Origin of the sequence: Fervidicoccus sp., assembly GCF_049967375.1 — an archaeon.
GTDB lineage: Archaea > Thermoproteota > Thermoprotei_A > Sulfolobales > Fervidicoccaceae > Fervidicoccus > Fervidicoccus fontis.
The window spans coordinates 1-19,111 of record NZ_JBMFSV010000003.1; the positions used below are offsets into that span (position 1 = coordinate 1).

Annotated in this window: 15 protein-coding genes, 1 tRNA gene and 1 pseudogene; 7 read left to right on the plus strand and 10 right to left on the minus strand. The window is 34.4% G+C overall.

The window, feature by feature from the left end; translation table 11 throughout:
• Window positions 1–158: 158 nt before the first annotated feature.
• Window positions 159–272 (minus strand): annotated as a pseudogene (locus ACP5SL_RS01015) (RNA-guided endonuclease InsQ/TnpB family protein); the annotation flags it as partial.
• 134 nt (window positions 273–406) lie between these two features.
• Here ACP5SL_RS01015 and ACP5SL_RS01020 point away from each other — a divergent pair.
• From ACP5SL_RS01020 to ACP5SL_RS01030, 3 genes are read left to right on the plus strand one after another with little or no spacing between them, the layout of a single operon-like run.
• Window positions 407–1,459 carry an MBL fold metallo-hydrolase gene (locus tag ACP5SL_RS01020; protein ID WP_193803808.1) on the plus strand — a complete coding sequence of 351 codons (1,053 nt, stop codon included), beginning with the start codon at window positions 407–409 and terminating at the stop codon, window positions 1,457–1,459.
• Window positions 1,460–1,461: 2 nt separating this feature from the next.
• Window positions 1,462–2,310 (plus strand): hypothetical protein, encoded by an 849-nt coding sequence (locus ACP5SL_RS01025; RefSeq protein ID WP_428228048.1) that lies wholly within the window; start codon window positions 1,462–1,464, stop codon window positions 2,308–2,310.
• 10 nt (window positions 2,311–2,320) lie between these two features.
• Window positions 2,321–3,028: an ERCC4 domain-containing protein gene (locus ACP5SL_RS01030; protein WP_014558196.1), complete on the plus strand. Its 708-nt coding sequence runs from the start codon at window positions 2,321–2,323 to the stop codon at window positions 3,026–3,028.
• A 50-nt stretch (window positions 3,029–3,078) separates the two neighbouring features.
• On the opposite strand, the gene ACP5SL_RS01035 is transcribed toward ACP5SL_RS01030, so the two are convergent.
• From ACP5SL_RS01035 to ACP5SL_RS01055, 5 genes are all read right to left on the minus strand, one after another.
• Window positions 3,079–4,146, minus strand: coding sequence for an L-threonylcarbamoyladenylate synthase (locus ACP5SL_RS01035; RefSeq protein ID WP_014558197.1), 1,068 nt, complete (start codon window positions 4,144–4,146; stop codon window positions 3,079–3,081).
• Window positions 4,147–4,304: 158 nt separating this feature from the next.
• Entirely contained in the window at window positions 4,305–5,903 is a 1,599-nt protein-coding gene (locus tag ACP5SL_RS01040; protein ID WP_428228049.1) for a B12-binding domain-containing radical SAM protein, read from the minus strand.
• A 159-nt stretch (window positions 5,904–6,062) separates the two neighbouring features.
• Window positions 6,063–7,718 (minus strand): thermosome subunit beta, encoded by a 1,656-nt coding sequence (gene thsB / locus ACP5SL_RS01045; RefSeq protein WP_428228050.1) that lies wholly within the window; start codon window positions 7,716–7,718, stop codon window positions 6,063–6,065.
• A 574-nt stretch (window positions 7,719–8,292) separates the two neighbouring features.
• Window positions 8,293–8,649 carry a carboxymuconolactone decarboxylase family protein gene (locus ACP5SL_RS01050; RefSeq protein WP_193803852.1) on the minus strand — a complete coding sequence of 119 codons (357 nt, stop codon included), beginning with the start codon at window positions 8,647–8,649 and terminating at the stop codon, window positions 8,293–8,295.
• Window positions 8,650–8,815: 166 nt separating this feature from the next.
• Window positions 8,816–9,727, minus strand: a complete 912-nt coding sequence (locus tag ACP5SL_RS01055) for a hypothetical protein (RefSeq protein ID WP_428228051.1) — start codon at window positions 9,725–9,727, stop codon at window positions 8,816–8,818.
• A gap of 360 nt (window positions 9,728–10,087) precedes the next feature.
• Here ACP5SL_RS01055 and ACP5SL_RS01060 point away from each other — a divergent pair, with 360 nt between their 5' ends.
• Window positions 10,088–10,408 (plus strand): hypothetical protein, encoded by a 321-nt coding sequence (locus ACP5SL_RS01060; RefSeq protein ID WP_014558136.1) that lies wholly within the window; start codon window positions 10,088–10,090, stop codon window positions 10,406–10,408.
• A gap of 252 nt (window positions 10,409–10,660) precedes the next feature.
• Window positions 10,661–13,222, plus strand: coding sequence for an adenosylcobalamin-dependent ribonucleoside-diphosphate reductase (locus ACP5SL_RS01065; protein WP_428228052.1), 2,562 nt, complete (start codon window positions 10,661–10,663; stop codon window positions 13,220–13,222).
• Window positions 13,223–13,266: 44 nt separating this feature from the next.
• Here the strand turns inward: ACP5SL_RS01065 and ACP5SL_RS01070 are convergent, their stop codons facing one another.
• Window positions 13,267–14,154 carry an MBL fold metallo-hydrolase gene (locus ACP5SL_RS01070; RefSeq protein ID WP_014558138.1) on the minus strand — a complete coding sequence of 296 codons (888 nt, stop codon included), beginning with the start codon at window positions 14,152–14,154 and terminating at the stop codon, window positions 13,267–13,269.
• 185 nt (window positions 14,155–14,339) lie between these two features.
• Between ACP5SL_RS01070 and ACP5SL_RS01075 the strand changes: the two genes are divergently transcribed.
• Window positions 14,340–14,447, plus strand: a tRNA-Met gene (locus ACP5SL_RS01075).
• A gap of 210 nt (window positions 14,448–14,657) precedes the next feature.
• Here ACP5SL_RS01075 and ACP5SL_RS01080 read toward each other — a convergent pair.
• Genes ACP5SL_RS01080 through ACP5SL_RS01090 form a run of 3 tightly spaced genes read right to left on the minus strand, consistent with a single transcriptional unit; the run spans window position 14,658 to window position 17,616 of the window.
• Entirely contained in the window at window positions 14,658–15,707 is a 1,050-nt protein-coding gene (locus ACP5SL_RS01080; RefSeq protein ID WP_428228053.1) for an ABC transporter ATP-binding protein, read from the minus strand.
• Window positions 15,692–16,492: an ABC transporter permease gene (locus ACP5SL_RS01085; RefSeq protein WP_272985053.1), complete on the minus strand. Its 801-nt coding sequence runs from the start codon at window positions 16,490–16,492 to the stop codon at window positions 15,692–15,694. Before ACP5SL_RS01085 ends, ACP5SL_RS01080 begins: the two co-directional genes overlap by 16 nt.
• A complete protein-coding gene (locus ACP5SL_RS01090) occupies window positions 16,489–17,616 on the minus strand; it encodes a substrate-binding domain-containing protein (protein ID WP_428228054.1) in 1,128 nt (375 codons plus the stop codon). The genes ACP5SL_RS01085 and ACP5SL_RS01090 overlap by 4 nt, the downstream gene beginning before the upstream one ends.
• A 275-nt stretch (window positions 17,617–17,891) precedes the next feature.
• Between ACP5SL_RS01090 and ACP5SL_RS01095 the strand changes: the two genes are divergently transcribed.
• Window positions 17,892–19,013, plus strand: coding sequence for an mRNA surveillance protein pelota (locus tag ACP5SL_RS01095; RefSeq protein WP_428228055.1), 1,122 nt, complete (start codon window positions 17,892–17,894; stop codon window positions 19,011–19,013).
• Window positions 19,014–19,111 lie beyond the last annotated feature (98 nt).

Genomic DNA, 19,111 nt, shown 5'->3' on the forward strand with positions numbered 1-19,111 from the left:
AAAACCACACTTGTAATACCTCATAAATCTAGGCTCCAACCTCTCCTCTGGGAATTACCCGTCATAGGAAAGAGCATAGAGCCACTCCAGAGGCCTAGGTCAACAGAAAAAGACCCACAAAAACCTCAATAAACATTTATACACAAAACTGTTGAAAACCCTCTGCTTCCAGCTTCTAGGGACTTGGGGATATGTAAGATGTTTATTGTCCTATTTAAGTCCGCATTAATAATCCTCCTTGTGTGGGGACACCTGAACAGACCGCGTTTTATATGGTAATGAATAATTTAAAAGCAATCTATATTTTATGCAGTAAGATATTTTTACAAGAAGAGACTAGTTTAATTTAATTAAGGAATTTCTTCCTTTTATTTTAAATAAGCAGGTATTGAAGGTGCTTTTTCTTTTGACAGAATTGAAGCCGATTATTAATGCGAGCATTACGGAAAGCGGAGCAATTTTACTTGGCGAATTTTTTGAAATAGATTCTTACGCCGGAAGACCTGTAAGGGTAGTAACTCATATGCATAGTGATCATACCCTTTATCTTTCAAAAAGTAAGAGGCATTCTACATATATATTGGCAACTCAGCCTACTTTGGATTCTTTAACAGTATTGGGAGAAAAATTACCGGAGAATAAAACGATCCCTTTAGGATATAATAAGCCATTAAGAATAGTCGATGAAACCATTACTTTTGTAAAATCGACTCATGTAATAGGCTCAGCACAGGTTATTGTTGAAACGAAAGAAGGCTTCAGGTTAGGCTATACAGGTGACTTCAAATTTCCAGGGACAAAAATAATGAGCGATCTGGACGTATTGGTTATCGATGCTACATATGGGCAAGAACATATGATCAGACCTTTTAAGCAAGAGATTGAAACGCTTCTTGCTGATCTTGTTAATGAGATTTTAAGCAAGAATAAGCCGGTTAGAATTTTAGGCTATTATGGAAAATTACAGGAAGTTATGGAAATCCTTAGAAAAAATAATGTTAGTGCACCATTTGTAATGCCTAAAAAGGTTTATGAATTGACAAACGTAGCATGTAAACACGGAATGAAAATCAATGATTTTTTTGAAGAAGATAGTAAAGAAGGAAGCGAAGTCAAAAAAGATAACTGGTATGTTTATTTTCAGCATATGAACTCAAAAAAAGGAACCTTATCACAAACTGCAGATTTAATTCTTTCAGGCTGGTTTTTTGAATCTCCCATCAAAAAAATTATCGAAAAAAATAAATATGAAAAATGGTTGGTTGCCTTCAGCGATCACGGTGACTTTCAAGATGTATTTGCGTATGTTTCTGAATCAAAGCCAAAAATGCTTATTGTGGATGGTTCTAGAACTGATAGAGTTACTGCTGATTTCTTTTCGAATTTTGTTAAGAAAAAGCTAAACTTAAAATCTTTTGTTTTGCCAAGTCAAAAAATCCAATTGAAAGAGGAAGATTAGCTTTGATTTTTCCTTTCTACTCTCAGAGATTTACGTCCTTAAGAATTCCAAGGACACCGGGTTTTTACATAAACATGTTTAAAGAGTATTCAAATTTACTTGGGATAGCATTGGGAAAAGAAAATGGTTTAATTGATTTTATGTCTTTTAACTACAGCCTCATCGAATCCTTAATATGGATAAGATCATTTCAATGGTTAGGAATTCTAGATTCTTCATTTGTTTCAAATCCCTACAGATATGGTGTTAAATCTGTTAAGATCAAGTATCTTCCAATAGCAAAGTATCTTAGAGAGCTTCCTCAGGAGGAAGCTGGTTGCTACTCACTGCTTTTCTCTTATATTTTGCCAACTCCGTTCAGAAGCGCGATTTTAATATCTCAAAGCTCAAAAAGTTTGGAGGAAGTTGCAAAAAACCTTTTAGAAAAAGGAAAGGCTGTTGAAAGGATGCTAGCAATAGAGTTTCTTCAAAGCCAAAGTGAAGACTTAGTATTTTTAATGAAAATGGCATTTGCGAGTGGGTTCGTCAGGAGAGGTAAGAAAAGCGACAAGGGTGGTTATTTTACATATCTCAGAGAGCAGTCAAGGAAACAATGGAAAGAGCATCCATGCTATACCTATTTTCCATTAAATTCAATTTTCATAGAGCTGGTAGAAAAAGAGATCTACGGAGATGTTGAAGCCTTTCTGAAAAATGAGAAAAGCAGACTTGGCGTTAATGAGTATTTAAGTGAAAGAAAAGAAATTAAAAGCAGAGAAAGACTTATTGATGTTTTATTTAAGATTAAAGAAGATTTTGCGTCGATTTATGAGTATTACACCAATTACTATGATATAAGAATTAATGAATAAAGGTGAGTATATGACAAACATAACGTTGCTTATGCCTACTGATGTCATAATGGATGAGAACGAAAAAGCTACTAATCCAGAAATTTTTGAAGGACTAATAAAAGGAAAGCTTTCAGTTGCAGTAAAACAGCTGGAAGCCGGAGATTATCTTCTTTTGTCTAAAAAAGGAGAACTTCCCATACTTGTGGAAAGGAAAACTGCAGAAGATTTTGTTAACAGTATAATAGATGGAAGAATATGGAAGCAGTCCGCAACACTAAAAAAAATCAAAGAGAGGGGGGAAGCTTTACCAGTCATTGTTTTGGAAGGCAATCTATCTTATACACTAGAAAAAAGGAAGATTTCTGAAACTGCGATTCTTAGAACGATTGATGAGCTCGTATTAAATAGGGATATACCTGTTATTTATACGCTTTCGAAATCTTCGACGATTTCCTGGCTTATCGCAAAAGCGAGATCGCTTGGTAACACTAAAGAAAAAACGGTTTTTATTTATAATAAAAAGAAAGCAAAAACTCCTAAAGAAAGAGTGTTGCTTTCTCTTTCAATAATAACTGGTACTCAAACAGCAAGAAAGCTTTTAACAAAGTTTGGTACCATTAGAAACATTGCTAATCTTACTGTAGGTGAGTTAATGCAAATTGAAGGTATAGGTGAAGTTAAGGCAAAGAAAATATACGAATTATTTAATTTAAATTATGATGAATCAATAAAATAATTTTAGAAAAAATCCTCGATGAAAATTTTAATACTATCAAAGGGACCTTCTTATATTTTAATGATATCGCTAGATGCTTTTCTCAGCCTATTCATAACGGCTAGCCCTAATCCCCTCTCTTCAAAACTTTCAGAAATCGCAACTTTACATCCGTACTCATCGATCTTTCTAAGAACATCAAAGACGTTTTTTGCTATCTCAAAAAGGTTGTTCCTACTGCCTAATACGAACAACCTTTTTTCATCTAGAATTCTACTGTATTCGTAATAATTTTCGCTCGATGTGATTATGCAAACTTCATTTTTATATTGATTGGCAATATCCTTTATTTTTGATATCATTTTTTTAATCTCATCTTCAGTGAACGTTGAAGGTTCGATTAGGATTAGTTTGGCTTCTGGTGCGTAGTGTCTGTATCTTGTGCCAGGCGCAATAGCCTTTTCAGCCTCTCCTATACCTTTAGCAAAATGAGGAATTTTCACCTTGCGATCTATTATGCTTTCGATAATTTCAACAGAGTAAGCTCCAGGTCTTAGCAATATTGGCTCTTCAGAAAGAACGTTTATGACTGTTGATTCTACTCCATATAAAACTTCTCCGCCATCAATTATAGCTTCAATTTTACCATAGAGATCCTTTATTACATGTTCAGCCCTAGTAGGACTCGGCTTTCCAGAAATATTCGCACTTGGTGCAGCTATTGGAAGTTCTGCTTGTTCAATTAAATTTTGGGCGATCGGGTGAGCAGGCATTCTTACTGCAACTGTATCTAGTCCCCCCGTAACTAATTTTGGAACAGCATTACTTCTTTTCAAGATCAAAGTTAATGGTCCCGGCCACAACTTTTTAATAAGTTTATAAGCTATTTCAGGAACGTTTACTGCTATTTTTTCTAGCATTTCTATAGAGCTTATATGTACAATAATTGGATTATCTGAAGGTCTTCCCTTTACCTGATATATTTTTCTAGTTGCATGTTCATTAAGCGCATTCGCTCCCAATCCATATACGGTCTCGGTAGGGAAAGCGACAAGTCCCCCATTTTTTATTATACTAGATGCAATCTTTATCTTTTCAGCATCTATTTTAGAAGGATCAATTTTTAAAATAATCGTCATTGCCGTTCATCACCATTTTCATTGACATAACTTAAATTGATAAGTTTCAAATCAGGCTATCTTTTTAAAAGCAATATTTTCAAATTATATAAAATTTTTAATAGATTTAACATTTAATGTTATAAGCTTTATTGCGAAATAGAGATTTAACAATATAGTTAATTTTTTTGTATTGCTTTCTGTTCTAAAATTTTTATTTCTTTCAAACTCTGTTCTGACATCTCCATTATTTTTTCCAATTCTACTAAATCTTCTTCTTCGGGCTTCTTTCTTAGCTTAAACCACAAAGCAATCGCTGTAAACGGGAGTTTACATATACCTGCAAAATATCTAGGAATCCTTCTAATTATAAATCTGGTTCCATTTGTTAAATAAACATCTTTTTCTCTTTTTGGCGCAGAAAGCAAAGTTCCTTTTCTAATTCCTTTAATTCCTTTTGTTAAAAAGAAACTGTAATAAGCAAGTCTATCTTTTAAAAAAAGCTTAATGGGCGAAATCTTCGTTCTTTCAACCGGATGTAGAGTGTCATATAGATCCCAATCCAGCGTCAGTAAAGCTTTTTCCTTTAATGCCCTGTGAAAGGCATCTGTTCCAGGAAGCGGTGTATAAATAGAGAACTGAGCAGAATCTAAGCCATAGTCTATTAGCGATTTTGCAAAGCTTATAGTCCTGTTCATTGCCTTTTCTGTTTCATAAGGTGCGCCAAGAATAAAGCCAGCATGAACAATAATACCGGCTTTTGATAGAAGGCTAACGGCTAAAGCTGAATCATTAGGAACTAAGTTCTTTCTCATATTTTTTAACGTTTCAGGATCTCCAGACTCTATTCCAAGAAAAGTGAGTCTTATCCCCCCTTCATATAGTTTATTTACTATCCACTGGTTCTTTGCGACAAAATCAGCTCTCAGTTGGACTATAAGTTTAAATTTTTTGAGAGAGCTTTTCGCTATTTTGTCTAAAAGGATTAATCTTTCGTCAATAATTTTCTTTATGGGTATTATGAAGTTGTCATCAATAAAGAAAACCCATTTATATCCGAGTTCCTTCACTCTTTCGAGCTCTTTAATAACCCTATCAACTGATTTAAATCTCCATGTTCCTCCCCACATTTTCGTGACTGAGCAGTATTCGCAGTTAAATGGACAACCTCTCGATGTTTCTAGAGTTATGACTTTACTTCCCGGATCAAGCACTCCCATGTCATATTTTTCTTTATCATATATTTCAAAAAGCGGGAAGGGGAGTTCATCTAAATTCATTACATAATTTACTTTAGGATTGACCTTAATTTCCCTTCCATCTTTTATATATGCTATGCTATTTATGTTTTCAAAATTTTCTCCTTGTTTTATTTCATTGAGAAAGTTCGAAAAAGTAACTTCACCTTCTCTTAAAAAAATTACATCGAAACCGTTTTTTAGGAGAAGCGAATAAGTAAATGTAGCATGATGACCGCCGGCAACAACATATTTTACATTACCAGCTTCCTTTAGCTTTTTTGCAATTTTTATGCTAGGATTAGCATATGTAGAAGCATTTATTAAAAAAGCAGCGATATCCGGATCATATGCAGAAATTAGTTCTGCCAGTTTTTCTTCGTTGGCATTTAATGCAAAAGCATCGAAAAACTTGGCATCGTAGCCTCTTTCTTTAGCTACTGAGGCAAGATATGCTGCAGAGAGTGGAGGCATGCTTATGCCAAAAGTTTGCTCATATGCTCCCGCTTTTCTGTGAGAGGCTATAAGAGCAACCCTCATTTTTAGGGCCTTCTAGATTAATTTTTATCATTATAATAGAATCATGATAGAATGTTATATTAATAATTATATGTATATATTTCTCCTAAATATATGTTAAATCAAAACATAAAAATTTTCTAAAAAAGATAATTTTTAATTTGCATCAAGGTTATATTTTTAATCCTTCTCTTCTTCTTTCTCTCCTTCTTCTTTCTTTCCTTTCTCTCCAGCTCCTGCTCCTGTTGATTTGCTTGCAGCAATGAAGTCATCTATCCTTAATATCATTGTAGCTGCTTCTGTAGCTGCTTTTATAGCATTAAGCTTTATAGCTGCTGGCTCAATTATACCGATATCTTTCATATTGACGATGTTACCTGTATATACGTCTATTCCCATAAACTTTCCATTACTGTTAGCATGCGCAGCTCTTAACTTCATCATTATTTCTAGCGCATCGTAGCCTGCATTTTCTGCAATAGTTGATGGAAGAGTTTCAAGAGCTCTGGCAAAAGCCTCAACAGCTAGTTGCTGTTTTCCTCCTATTTTTGGTGCAATTTCTTTTAGCCTCTTTGCAACTTCTACTTCAGTAGCTCCTCCTCCTGCGACAATTTTGGCCATTTTAATAGCATCTGCGACTGCACTCAATGCATCCCTAAGCGCTCTCTCTCCCTCATCTACTAATCTCTCAAATCCAGCCCTTATCAGGATAGTAACGCTCTTAGCGCTCTTCGCTCCCTCAACAAACACCATCTTGTCTTCTCCTATTTTTCTCTCCTCTACTAAGGCTGCTTCTCCAAGATCAGAAGGTTGGAGATCATCAATATTGGAAACAATTCTTCCTCCTGTCGCCCTCTCAAGCTTCTCCATATCGCTCCTCTTCACTCTTCTAACAGCAAGTATTCCCCTTTTCGCGAGGAAGTGTTGCGCAACATCATCGATGCCTTTTTGTGCTATGACTACATTCGCTCCAACTTCAGCTATTTTATCAACCATTTCTTTCAATAACTTTGTTTCTTCATCTAAGAAGGACTTCATTTGTTCTGGACTAGTGATGTTTATCTTTGCACTTATTTCGGGTTTCTTAATTTCTAGCGGGGCGTCAAGAAGCGCAATTTTCGCATTTTCTACTCTCTTAGGCATCCCTGGATGGACTACTTCTTTATCTAGGACAATTCCTTTAATTAGCATTGAATCATTTAATGATTCTCCCTTCTTTTTCTCAATCTTTATGTTGTCAAGCCTTAGTTCGTATCCTTTTCCTTGTGGCTTGGGTTCGGCCACTAATTTTGCCGCTTCAACTATCAAATCTGTAAGCTTTTCAAGCGTTTCGCCGCTACCTATGTATTTGCTTGAAATAGAGGTTTTAACAAGTTTTTTCAGCAATTCTGTGTCTTCAGGCTTTACTTCTACGGCGATAGAATCAAGAATTTCCAATGCCTTATGCATTGCTAAGCTGAAACCGTCCATAATTACTGTTGGATGTATATTTTGGTCGAGAAGAGCTTCTGCTTTTTCGAGAAGTGCCCCAGCTAATACAACAGCAGTAGTTGTACCATCTCCCACTTCTGCATCCTGAGCTTTTGCAACTTCTACTAGTAGTTTAGCAGCAGGATGATTTACTTCCATCTCTTTTACAATTGTAACTCCGTCGTTGGTAACTGTGACATCTCCAAAGCTATCAACTAGCATTTTGTCTAATCCTCTTGGTCCTAGGCTCGTTTTCAATATTTCTGCTAGAGTTCTTGCTGCCATTATGTTTGCTCTTAGAGCGTCTCTACCAGTTGCCCTCTGAGTTCCTTCTTTTAATATTAGAACAGGTACTCCATAGCTCATTCGTTAATCACCTTACTAAAGCTAATTAATTAGCTTATGTTAAATCAATTTATAAGTTAATGAGTTCAAAAGATTATGAAATAAATACTTCTATAAAAACTTTTCGCTCTTTTTTAGCTTTAATAAAAATTTCATAAGTAAGTTATTAGCAAATCTGCTTTTTCCTTTTTAACTAAAATTAAATACATTAATTAGCAAGGGCGGGGTAGTTTACCTATCATAGGTGAGGTTTTGAGTTTTCAGCGACATTCATAATATGCCTTCATGTTCTTTTTGGGTGTTTACGTACCCTCCGACCGGCCCTAAAGGGCGAGGCTTTCAGTTGTAACATACCTACGAGACTTTTAGTTCTGCCTTCAGGGAGTATCCTCCGAGTATTAAATCTCATATTAGTACTTATATTTATGATCCACCCTCCTGCAACAGGTCTTTGATGAGATAGATTAAAAGTAGAGAGATAGTTTACTGAAAATTTAAAAAAGGTAAGAATTAGTTAGAAATATTTTAATCTCTTTTTAGCTATTCCGTAGAGTTATTTATCAAACTTTTATTAAAAAATATCATTCATTATCTTCTATTGTTTGCTATAAGGTTCATTTATGGCTTTAATAAGCGGTGCATATAGAGCTTTTATTACGTATTCTAGATGAGCTAAGCTTGGACCTCCATCCATCAGGACAGCAACCCAAGCAGCTTCGAGTATTTCCTCTCTGGAAGCTCCCAATTTCATTGCTTCATTTAAATGATAATAAATGCATGTCTCACAGTTTTTAACTATTCCTATGCTCAATGCAATAAGCTCCTTCGTTTTCGCATCAAGAGCTCCATTTTTTTCAACTTTATTTACAAAGTCCACAAAAGCGTTTGCTTTTTCAGGACTGATTTTTCCTAATACCTTCATCATGTCATTGAATTCTTTTAGTTTTTCCATAGAGTTCAATCCTCTAGAATTTTTTGCACAATTTAACATTATTTATTATTATTCATAATTTTATTAAAAATTTGAACTATTTAAATTTTTTCTTAAAATCTTTATTATTTAAAATAAATATGAACATATAAGGATACTAATAATTTTTATCAAAGTTTTTTAATTTTTATTCTAAACTAATAAGCTTAAACGGGGGAGTATTTTTTTCCGAAATATACATATCAAGATAAGTTTTGCAGAACCTACAAACTTCACTAGAAGAAGTCCCTCCACAGTATTTACACTTCTTTAGCATACTTCCTCTTTCTTTATACAGCCAAGAAAGGGATTTATTTACTGAAAAAATGACTTCGCCACTCTGCATTCTTGAAGCATCAGTTAAAATTCTTTCAGTATATTTTTCATATATATTTTTTTCATAATTTAAATTTCGTATTTGGAATTCATAAATTTCTGGAAAGTTATAATAAGCCATGAAGCTTGTTTCGTAACATGAAATACCACTAAAAGCATTAATGAAGTTCGTTCCATTGCTGCTAGAAATCACTAGAACTCCTTCGTTTATTCCTTCTACTATGCTTCCAAGTATTGATGACAACTCAAGCAATATTAGTACGTCTTGGCATAATGGAAGAACAATAGCGTTGCCAGTTATATTCTTGTCCAATAGACTCAGCATTCCCCTAACAACTCTTAATCTTCCAAGCATGCCTTCATGAGAAATATCTTTCTCTTCATCATCAACTATTTCTAGAGAGTAGAAAACTTCGCTTGGTAGCTTGCCCAAAACTGATAAACTCTTTCTAACAATCGGAGAACTTTCAAATATGACCGTTAGTTTATTATTATATTTACTTTCTATTTGTCTTAATATCTTAATTAGTACTAACCCTTCTGCAGTGAATGATCTCGGTACAAATACAGAGAGCTTTCCTCCATAGCTCAAAACATTACTTCTTGAGAGGTTTCTTTTCAGTCTCTTGTAAAAATATGTGCTGTAGCAGTCTGCGCATAAGAAGTAATTCGTATATGGTACCTTAAAAATTGCCTCCTTCTTCCCGCATTTTGTACATTTCATGCAATTCGCCTTTATGTGCGAATTTCTTATACTGCGCAAAATCTTTCTTAATTTCATATCAAATTATTGTATCAATTTTTCCATATTCACATCGTATTTTATATGATTCATATATCCTACCATTTTTAATACAATTTTAAGGATAAAATCTTTAGCTATTTGCTTTTTTAAATTAAAGACTTTGTCGCAACCTTCAGTTAGATAAGATACCTGATTTTTTCCACCATAAATGACGAGGCTTTCACTTGTAATAGGTGTAATAAGCAGGATTTGAAATTTTCCGAATAAAAATGAAAACTTAAAAAACCTCGGTTTAAAAAACATTAATTGTAGCTGACTTCTAGTGAGGGAGTAGATGAAATGAGAGCTAAATTTACAGCCAATATCGATATACTTGACTATTACATAGGAGGCTTAGTTGATAGAATAGTTATGAAAGGGTACTATGACATTGATTTGGACAGAGAATATGACCACTTAATGTGGTATATTTACGAAAAGCTTGTTGTTATACTTTTTAAAGGCAAAGAGCCCACTAGAGAAGAGTTTGAAGAAAAAATGAAGAAAATAAGAAGAAGAGATGCAGATAAGCTAAAAGTATTGATATCTTACTTGATAAGCAAATATATGAAAATGAGAAACATACAATCTACAGGTAAAAGAAGCCAAGATGATTTTTAAACATTTTTTATGCTGAAAAATATGCAATAATACTTCAGGTAAAGTCTTTCCTTTAGAAAAAGAAAAAACCTCTATATCCTTACAGAAATTTGTATTATCATGTTCAGAATTAAGATATCCCTTTACGCAAAACAACTTTTTAATCTTTAAACGGGAATATTTTTATTTACATAGTTATCCGGGCAAATGCAATTATTGCTCAAACTAAAGAAAATGATCTTTTAATATCATTTTGTTTGGAGGGATGCTAGTTTGATAGAATTTAGCATCATCGACCCAGAAACAGTAAACAGCATTGTTGTTAAGAAAAGAAATGGAAGCACCGAGCAATTTAATTTGGAAAAGCTAATGCAATCTGTGAAAAAAGCAGCCAATGGATTTAATGAAATTGATGAGGAGCAGATAAAAGAGGTAGTTGAAAGCGTAATTAAGGATCTGACCTTAAAAGGAAAGGAGGTTCCTTCCTCTGTAATTTCAGATCTTGTAGAAAAGCATTTTGTGTCTAGGATACTAATTTCCCCAATATGGGAAGAAGTGGCAAAGAGATATGTACTTGCAAGAATTTATAATCATGTTTTTGGAAAGGGGAAATGGAATGATTTTGACCCGGTGGATTCGTCTTTTACTTTTAACGCACTGAAGGTCCTTGAAGCAAGATATCTTTTAAAGAATACAGAATCGCTTCGCTTTACCGAAACGCCATCAATGATGTTTAAAAGGGTTGCAAGGCATCTCGCATCGGTTGAAGGGAGATACAATAATAATACTGAAGTGTATGAGAGAGAATTTTACAAAATTATGTCAGAGCTAAAATTCATACCAAACTCTCCCACACTTATGAATGCTGGAACTAGAAACGGTGTTTTGAGCGCATGCTACGTTATACCAGTTAGAGACTCTCTAACTACGAGAAACAATGATGGAATAATGGATGCTGTAAAAGCCCAAGCACTAATACAGCAGCAGGGGGGAGGGACAGGTTTTGATTTCAGTGAATTGAGGCCAGAAGGAGACATAGTCGGGTCAACACAGGGAGTTGCCAGCGGTCCGCTGAGTTTCATGAGACTTTTCGACGTTACTACAGAGGTTATAAAGCAGGGAGGCAAAAGAAGAGGAGCTAATATGGGAGTTCTTCATGTTTGGCATCCGGATATAAAAAGATTTATAAAGGCGAAAACCGGTGAGCTCAAAGACGTATTTTTACAGAACTTTAACATAAGCGTTGGAGTGTATGACTCATTTATGAGGGCAGTGGAAAACGATGGCATTTTTCCTCTAATAAATCCAAGAAAAACATGGCTCAAAAACACTCTTGATATTGATAGCAAATTCTATGCAGTGAATTTAATGAGATACAGCATAGAGGAGGAATGGGTTCAGGAAGAGCTAATAAAAGAACTTGAAAAGAATGACTGGAGCATCCCGCTTCATGAATCAAAGATCATTACTTGGGAGGAGGCTTTAGCTATAGCAGAAAACGAAAAAGCCATAGTCAATTATGTTAAAGCAAGAGATCTATTTAAAGAGATGACGGATAGTGCATGGGAGGGTGGAGATCCAGGAGTTCTTTTTATTGATACGATAAATAGAAAACATCCAACATGGTATCTTGGAAAAATAAATGCAACTAATCCATGCGGAGAAGAGCCCTTGCTTGAGTGGGAAAACTGTAATCTTGGAAGCATAAACTTGACCAAATATTTAGTTGAAGAAAATGGCAAATATAAGATAAATTGGGTTGCATTGGGCAATGATGTAAAGATTGCCATTAGATTCTTAGATAATGTCATCGACGCTAATAGACATCCTCTATCGCAAATAACAAAAGCTAACTTGAAGACGAGAAAAATAGGACTCGGCGTTATGGGATGGGCACATCTTTTAGCTATGATGAAAATACCATATGACAGCATTGAGGCCATTGTTTTGGCATATAAGCTATCGGAATGGATAGCTTATAATGCATACCTTGAGAGCATTGAGCTTGCAAAGGAAAAGGGCCCCTTCCCGGAATTTAAGCCAGATCTATATAGACCAATATGGAGAGATGCTAGAAAAATAGAAGATTTGCTATCTATAGCCAATATAGAACATGGCAATATAGAGAGCATAATAAAAGCGTTCGATACACCGGAAATCGATTGGAATAAGCTAGAGGAAGAATACAGAAAGTACGGCCTCAGAAATGCAACCGTGACAAGTATAGCTCCAACAGGAACAATAAGCATTATTGGAGGCACAAGTAGCAGTATTGAGCCTCTTTTCGCTCTTGCATTCATGAGGATAGTTTCTGTTGGAACTTTTATAGAAATTGATAAAGTATTTCTAAAGGAGCTTGAGAAATTAGGGCTTGATACTCCCAATTTGATCTCAAAAATCGCGGAAACGGGCTCAATTCAAGGCATGGATGAAATAAGCGAAGAATTGAAGAGAGTATTCAAAACTGCTCATGATATTGACCCTATATGGCATATGTTACAACAAGCATCTTGGCAGGTTTGGGTAGATGCCGGAACAAGCAAGACGATAAACCTGAGAAGAGATGAGCCTCCTGAAACTGTCTATAACATATATTTGCTAGCTTGGAAGCTTGGGATCAAAGGCATTACTGTATATAGAGATAAGAGCAAAAGCATTCAAGTGCTCGAAAAAGGTATAAAGAAAGAAAATAAAACAGTTGACAATCACGTTAAGGAGGCTGTCGGAGAATTACATGAAACTAGAAAATCTGTGAAAAAAATCAGGATAGGAAAAAAAGAAATTGTTGCTGCTGAGGAAGACTATGCCGGCGGTTGTCCTACCTGCGAAACTTGATTTAAACGATATTTGAATTGAGCGGGTTTTAGAGGTTTTTAAAGCTAAATCTTTTTTGCTACGAGCCTTCCGTCTTCGGTCTCTAAAGATAAAATTTTTTCATCCAACAGCCAGGCAAAATACGACATTATCGCTGATTTCAGCAAGAAATACTGTGCCAATGGAACATTCGAAAATCCGTAATGATTAAGAACTTGAGAAATTACACTTTCAACTTCTTTTTTAGACTCAAAGCTATTAACAATGAGATCTCTAACCTCTAAAATCGCATTAATGTTTTTTAAAATCGCATCTTCAGCTTCTGATTGGCTTTGGATTAAATCTCCGTGAGAAGGTAAAACTGCATTGAACTTTTTTACCTCTTCTTTTAGCATTAGAAGGGTTAAATATGAGTTCTTAACATTTACATGATATGGTATTTTATGCTTTATTAGGGTATCGATACCAAAAAAGGCGTCAGCGGTAAATAAAAGCTCACCTCCAATTTTCAAACCGATCATGTCAATACTATGTCCAGGCAATCTTATAATTTCTATTCCAAATTCATTAATATTAAATTCTTCAATTGAATTGCAGCTTGACGGTTCGGCAGCGAGAGTTTTTATTGTGAGAGACTCCGGAGGAAAAGCTTCATATAAGTATAAAGGTTCAAGCAAAGGATTTTCGATAAAGGCACATTCATTCTTCGTTGAGTATGATTGAATTTTAAACTTTTTTTCTAAATAGCTATTTCCTCCAATGTGATCAGCATGAGAATGAGAATTGATAATTGCTACAGGAGTTAAAGAATTTTGATTTAAAAATTTTGCAATTTTTCTTCCACTATCCTCATCTATGCCGGTATCAACTATGATAGCCTCTTTATTATCGTTTGTTACAATTAATACATTTGTCCTTCCTTTAAAAATTAAAAACTTAGAAGACTTTTCCATGATATCACGACTTGATCTTTAAAGAAGCACTTATTGTGTACATTTTTCATCTAATTATGTATTAATTTTTATTTGTTTTTAAACAAATCTATTTTTACGATAAAAAGCATTAATAGCTAAGCGAAAACTTAAAAACGTTCTTGATTTTTAATAAAATGAAGGAATACATTAGCAAAGATGTGAGTGCCGCGGTAGCTCAGCCCTGGTGGAGCGCCGGACTCATACGGTTAAAAAAGAAAGGTCGTTCCTGAGAGATCCGGAGGTCCGGGGTTCGAATCCCCGCCGCGGCACCAAGATTGATTAAAGCAAAGTTATAGATATTTCATAAAAATAATTCTTTTCAATACTTAGAAGAAAAGGGATTTTCTTTTACAATATTCACGTTTTTTCTTCATTTAGTATCTATTTCATAATTTTAATTTCATTATTAATATGGAAATTGTGATAAGCAAAAATCTTTCTATAATATTTTTAAAGCATATTTTTTAAACTCAAGCTAAAAATCAAGAATTAAAATTTTCTAGAATAAGCGATGCTTTATTTTTATTTATACAAATATCTAGAGAATCTTTTATAGAGGTTTTTCCTTGAATTCTTGCCTTGATTATGGTACCTTCCTCTATTTCCAATTCTCCATATAGTGAGCCATTTACTTCTGGATAAATTTTTATTAATTTTCCTTTTATCAAAAAACCTTCGCAGTTATCTTCTGATTCAACTATTGAAATATCATTTGACCTTAAAGCTAGATATCCGTCTTTTTCTTGTATATCGCTAAAAATATTCGCATGCTTTTTTACGTCGCTTAGCTTTATAAAATTGTCAAATCCTAAATAAATTGCAGCTTCAAGAACTTTAGGATCTCTAAGAGCTTTATCAGGATCTCCTAGATATAGCATCTTTCCATTTTTCATGAAAAACACATCTGTAGCTATTTTTAACAAGTTTGAAGCATTTTGGCTGACGATGATTGTAGATAGCCCTATCCTTGCAACCGTTCTATCAAGTAAGTCAATTGCATTTACGAAACTTTGAGGATCCAAATTAGAAAAGGGCTCGTCAAGTAGTAACAAATCTGGCAGTATTGCTAAAGCTCTTGCTAAAGCAACTCTCTGTTTCTGCCCTCCACTTAAAATAGAAACTTTTTTATTTAAAAGATCTTCAATTTTTAACTCTCTAGCTAAATTCAACACACGTTCATTCCTTTCATTAAGCGGTATTTTTCTCACCTTCAGTCCGAACTCTATATTCTCTCTTACGGTCATGTTTTCAAAAAGCGCATAACTTTGAGGGACATAGCCGATATTTCTCTTTTCAGTGGGCAGCTTTGTAATCTCTCTTCCATTTAGTATTATGTTCCCCCCTTTTGCATCTATTAGACCAAGAATTACTTTGAGAAGAGTAGATTTTCCAGCACCATTTGGTCCAATGATTAGCCCAACTCCATTTTTCTTTAGGTTTAAATTTATAGGACCAAGGTGGAATCCGCCAAGGTATGCTTCTAAGCCAATAACATCAAGAGAATTGTCGCTCAATCTTATTCCACCTTCCATCTTAGAACAGCCCTGGTTGCTAGATATATTCCGAGAATTAATATAAGCATAGCTACAGAAAATCTTGCGGCTTCTAACACACCTAGACCAACGTATGCCTCATAAATAGCTACAGAAGCTGGGTATACAAAATTACCTGCAAAGTTTACTTGGTAGGCTACTATTAGCAGTGCACCTGCCTCAGAGGATGCTCTTGCCCATGAGGTTAAAATTGCATTTGCTAAAGCCTTTTTTATATTGGGAATAACAACAGAGAAAAAAGTTATAGCTCTTGATGCTCCCAGGCTTAATGCTACATTTTCAATTTCGGGGTCTAACCCTTTAATTGCACTTTCTATTATTCTTACAGCATATGTCGATGAAACGTAAAGAACGGCAAGCACAGCTCCAAAAATAGTATCTATAACTTTTATTCCAAGTGTCTGCAATAAAGCACCAAATCCATAGTACTGTGCAAAAGAAAGAACAATCATGATACCTACTATCATGTGAGGAACGGCAATAGGAATATCGACAATAGTTTCAATAACTTCTTTGAATCTGAAATTATATCTTGCTAGTATATAAGCTAGGGGTATGCCAAATACAATTGAAGCGAGTGCAGCTAAAGACGATGCGATGATTGTTATCAATAAGCCTAATTCAAACTGTGTTATTTTAAACGAAGATAGAGCTCCGCTAATTCCAACAGCAAAAATAACTGCAATTGGGTATGAAAAGAATAAAAGCAAAATCCCGCTTAATATTATAAAAGTTAGTAAAAAAAGGGAAAATTTTGTGCTCATCCCGGAAACAGACCTTTCATATTGGTTACGTTATCTAATGGTATGGTAAATATTTTTATTTCTTGCGGTACGTCAGTATAGTTTCCATATATTATTCCAGGGTTAATAGGTCGAATTCCGAAAGATTTGAGAACTTGCTGTCCAATTGGGCTATAGATGAGCAATATAAAATCTATGCTCGCCTGCTTATTCTGAACATTAGATGGTATTGTTATCGTATATATCACTGGTTTACAGCTAAAAGTCTTTGTAGTTCCTAGTTGAGTCCAAGTTACATTTACTTGTTTATAATAGTTAACATAGCTCAAGTCTCCAAGATTTATAGCTGAAGGAAGCGTTATATATGTGATGTTATATCCATTTTGCTGATAATATTGTACTTGAGGAATTGCATTAGATAAGTATGCAGAGAGGATGAATTGAACAGTATTATTTGCGGTCATCAGAGAAAGAAGGTCAGTTTCAGTATTTCTCATAATGTATTTAGACGGATTGCTATATATTGCGCTCCATAAGTAACTGCTATTTCCGTAGAAAGTTAGGCCAGCAAGTTTAAGCATGCACTGTGCTTGATAACCGCTGGGATCTGTGAATGGATTTGAAACTCCTACGACTGTATTAGGATTCAGTGCTATTATATTAAAAATATTTCTCCAAGTATCGTTCCAAGTATCACTATATGGTATTTGTTGAATAGATTGATTCCAAAGAGAGTATACCTCTCTTCCATATGGAGTATTTAAGTCTACAATTATTGTCATTTGTGTATAACCGAAAGCTATTTCATAGTCTGAAAGGTTAGCTGGAAAAAGTACTGATGGAATAGTAGATGTATCTGCTGCAGCTACAATGCTATAAGATTTCGTAGTAACTTCTTTTTGAGCTACTTCTCCGCTACCTGCAAAAAAGGGAGAACCCTGCTGTACTGAAGGAAAATAGTTAGAATATATCGAAAGAAGTTGAGAGAAACTAAATTTAAGCGTCCCGGCTGCTCCTACATTAAATGTAGTTATGTTGGTTGCCGGATTAGCTTTAATTTCATGATTCTGTATAGTATAAACTAAAACTCCACCTATAGCTAATCCTATAATTATACCTATAGTTAGATACCAATATTTATTCATAGAAATCACTATATTCGTTATTAGATTTTGAAAATAAAAAAATTATCGGTTTATTGTAAATTTAGTAACATCTGCAAAATATGAAAATTCAGTGAATGTGTTACGAAGGAAAGGAACTAAAACATTTTATTCAAACGAATAAAAATAATAAACATAAAAATGCTTATTGAGAATAAAAGAAGATTCATAGAAATATAATTCCAATTCTACTATTTAGGACAAAAAAAGAAGGTGTGGCATTTAGCGTCTTGTTAAGGATTTGGAGGCAAACTTAAATGAAATATGAATTTATTGACAATAAAAAGACCGTGTTGAAAATAAAAATTGAAAATATAGACGACCTTTGGCTTCTTTATACGATACTTCAGAAGGGAGATCTTATTACTATGAAAACATTAAGAGACGTAAAGCAAAGTGAAGGTGGAAAAAGCAGAAGGTTGCCTATGACCTTAACTATCAGTTTATCACATATGGAATTTCAACCATTTACTAATAAATTAAGAATAAGAGGAATAGTAAAAGAAGGTCCTGATAAGTTCGGGATTTTAGGTAGCCACCATACCTTAAGTGTAGGCGAAGGGGACGAATTAATAGTATTTAGAGAAGAAGGGTGGGATCAATCAACTATAAAACGTATGGAGAAATATAAAAAATCTTTTGGCTCAGTTTTGATTGTGGCTGTAGACTATGATGAATATTCAATAGCATTATTTCGAAGGCAAGGTTATAAGATATTGGTGAGCAACGATCTTCATATACCGGGTAAAGGAGATGAGAGTAGAGAAAAAGCGATAACCGAAGCTATAAATGAAATCGCATCTTTAGTTTTATCTATAATTAATAGGGAGAAAGATATTTTTGGAATAGTAATTTCTGGTCCTGGTTTTTTCAAGGAGGTAGTAAGCGAAGCTATAAAAAATAGCATTAATAAATTGACAATTGTGTTGGAGAATACGAGTATGGGCGGAGTTTATGGAATAAAAGAGACAATTGCTAAAGGTAAGCCAACAGAAATTCTAAAAGATGAAGAACTAAAAAAATCTTTGCAACTTTTGGAAAATATTCTTATGAAGCTATCAGTAAAACCTGAACAGGTCGCTATTGGTTTGGAAGAATGTAAAAATGCATCTGAAATTGGTGCAGTAAGCGACATATTGATATTGGACGAACTTTTGAGTAATCAAGATTTAGAAAGAAGAAAAGAAATCGAAGAAGTATTAAATAATGTTGAAAGTTTTGGGGGAAGAGTTGTGATACTACCTTCCTGCTCAGAGGCTTCTGAAAAGCTTTATGGACTAGGTAGCATTGTCTGTTTACTCAGATTTCCGATTAGTACTAATAAAGCCGATTTTTCTTCCAGTACTAAGAACGAGGATCTCTCTTCAAGCAGAGAATAGTGCTCGCATAAATTTCAGTTATTTAATTACGAAAATTCGGCCTAGCGCGATCAATGTTATTGATATATCATTCTTTAAGATTTAAAGCTATTTGCATC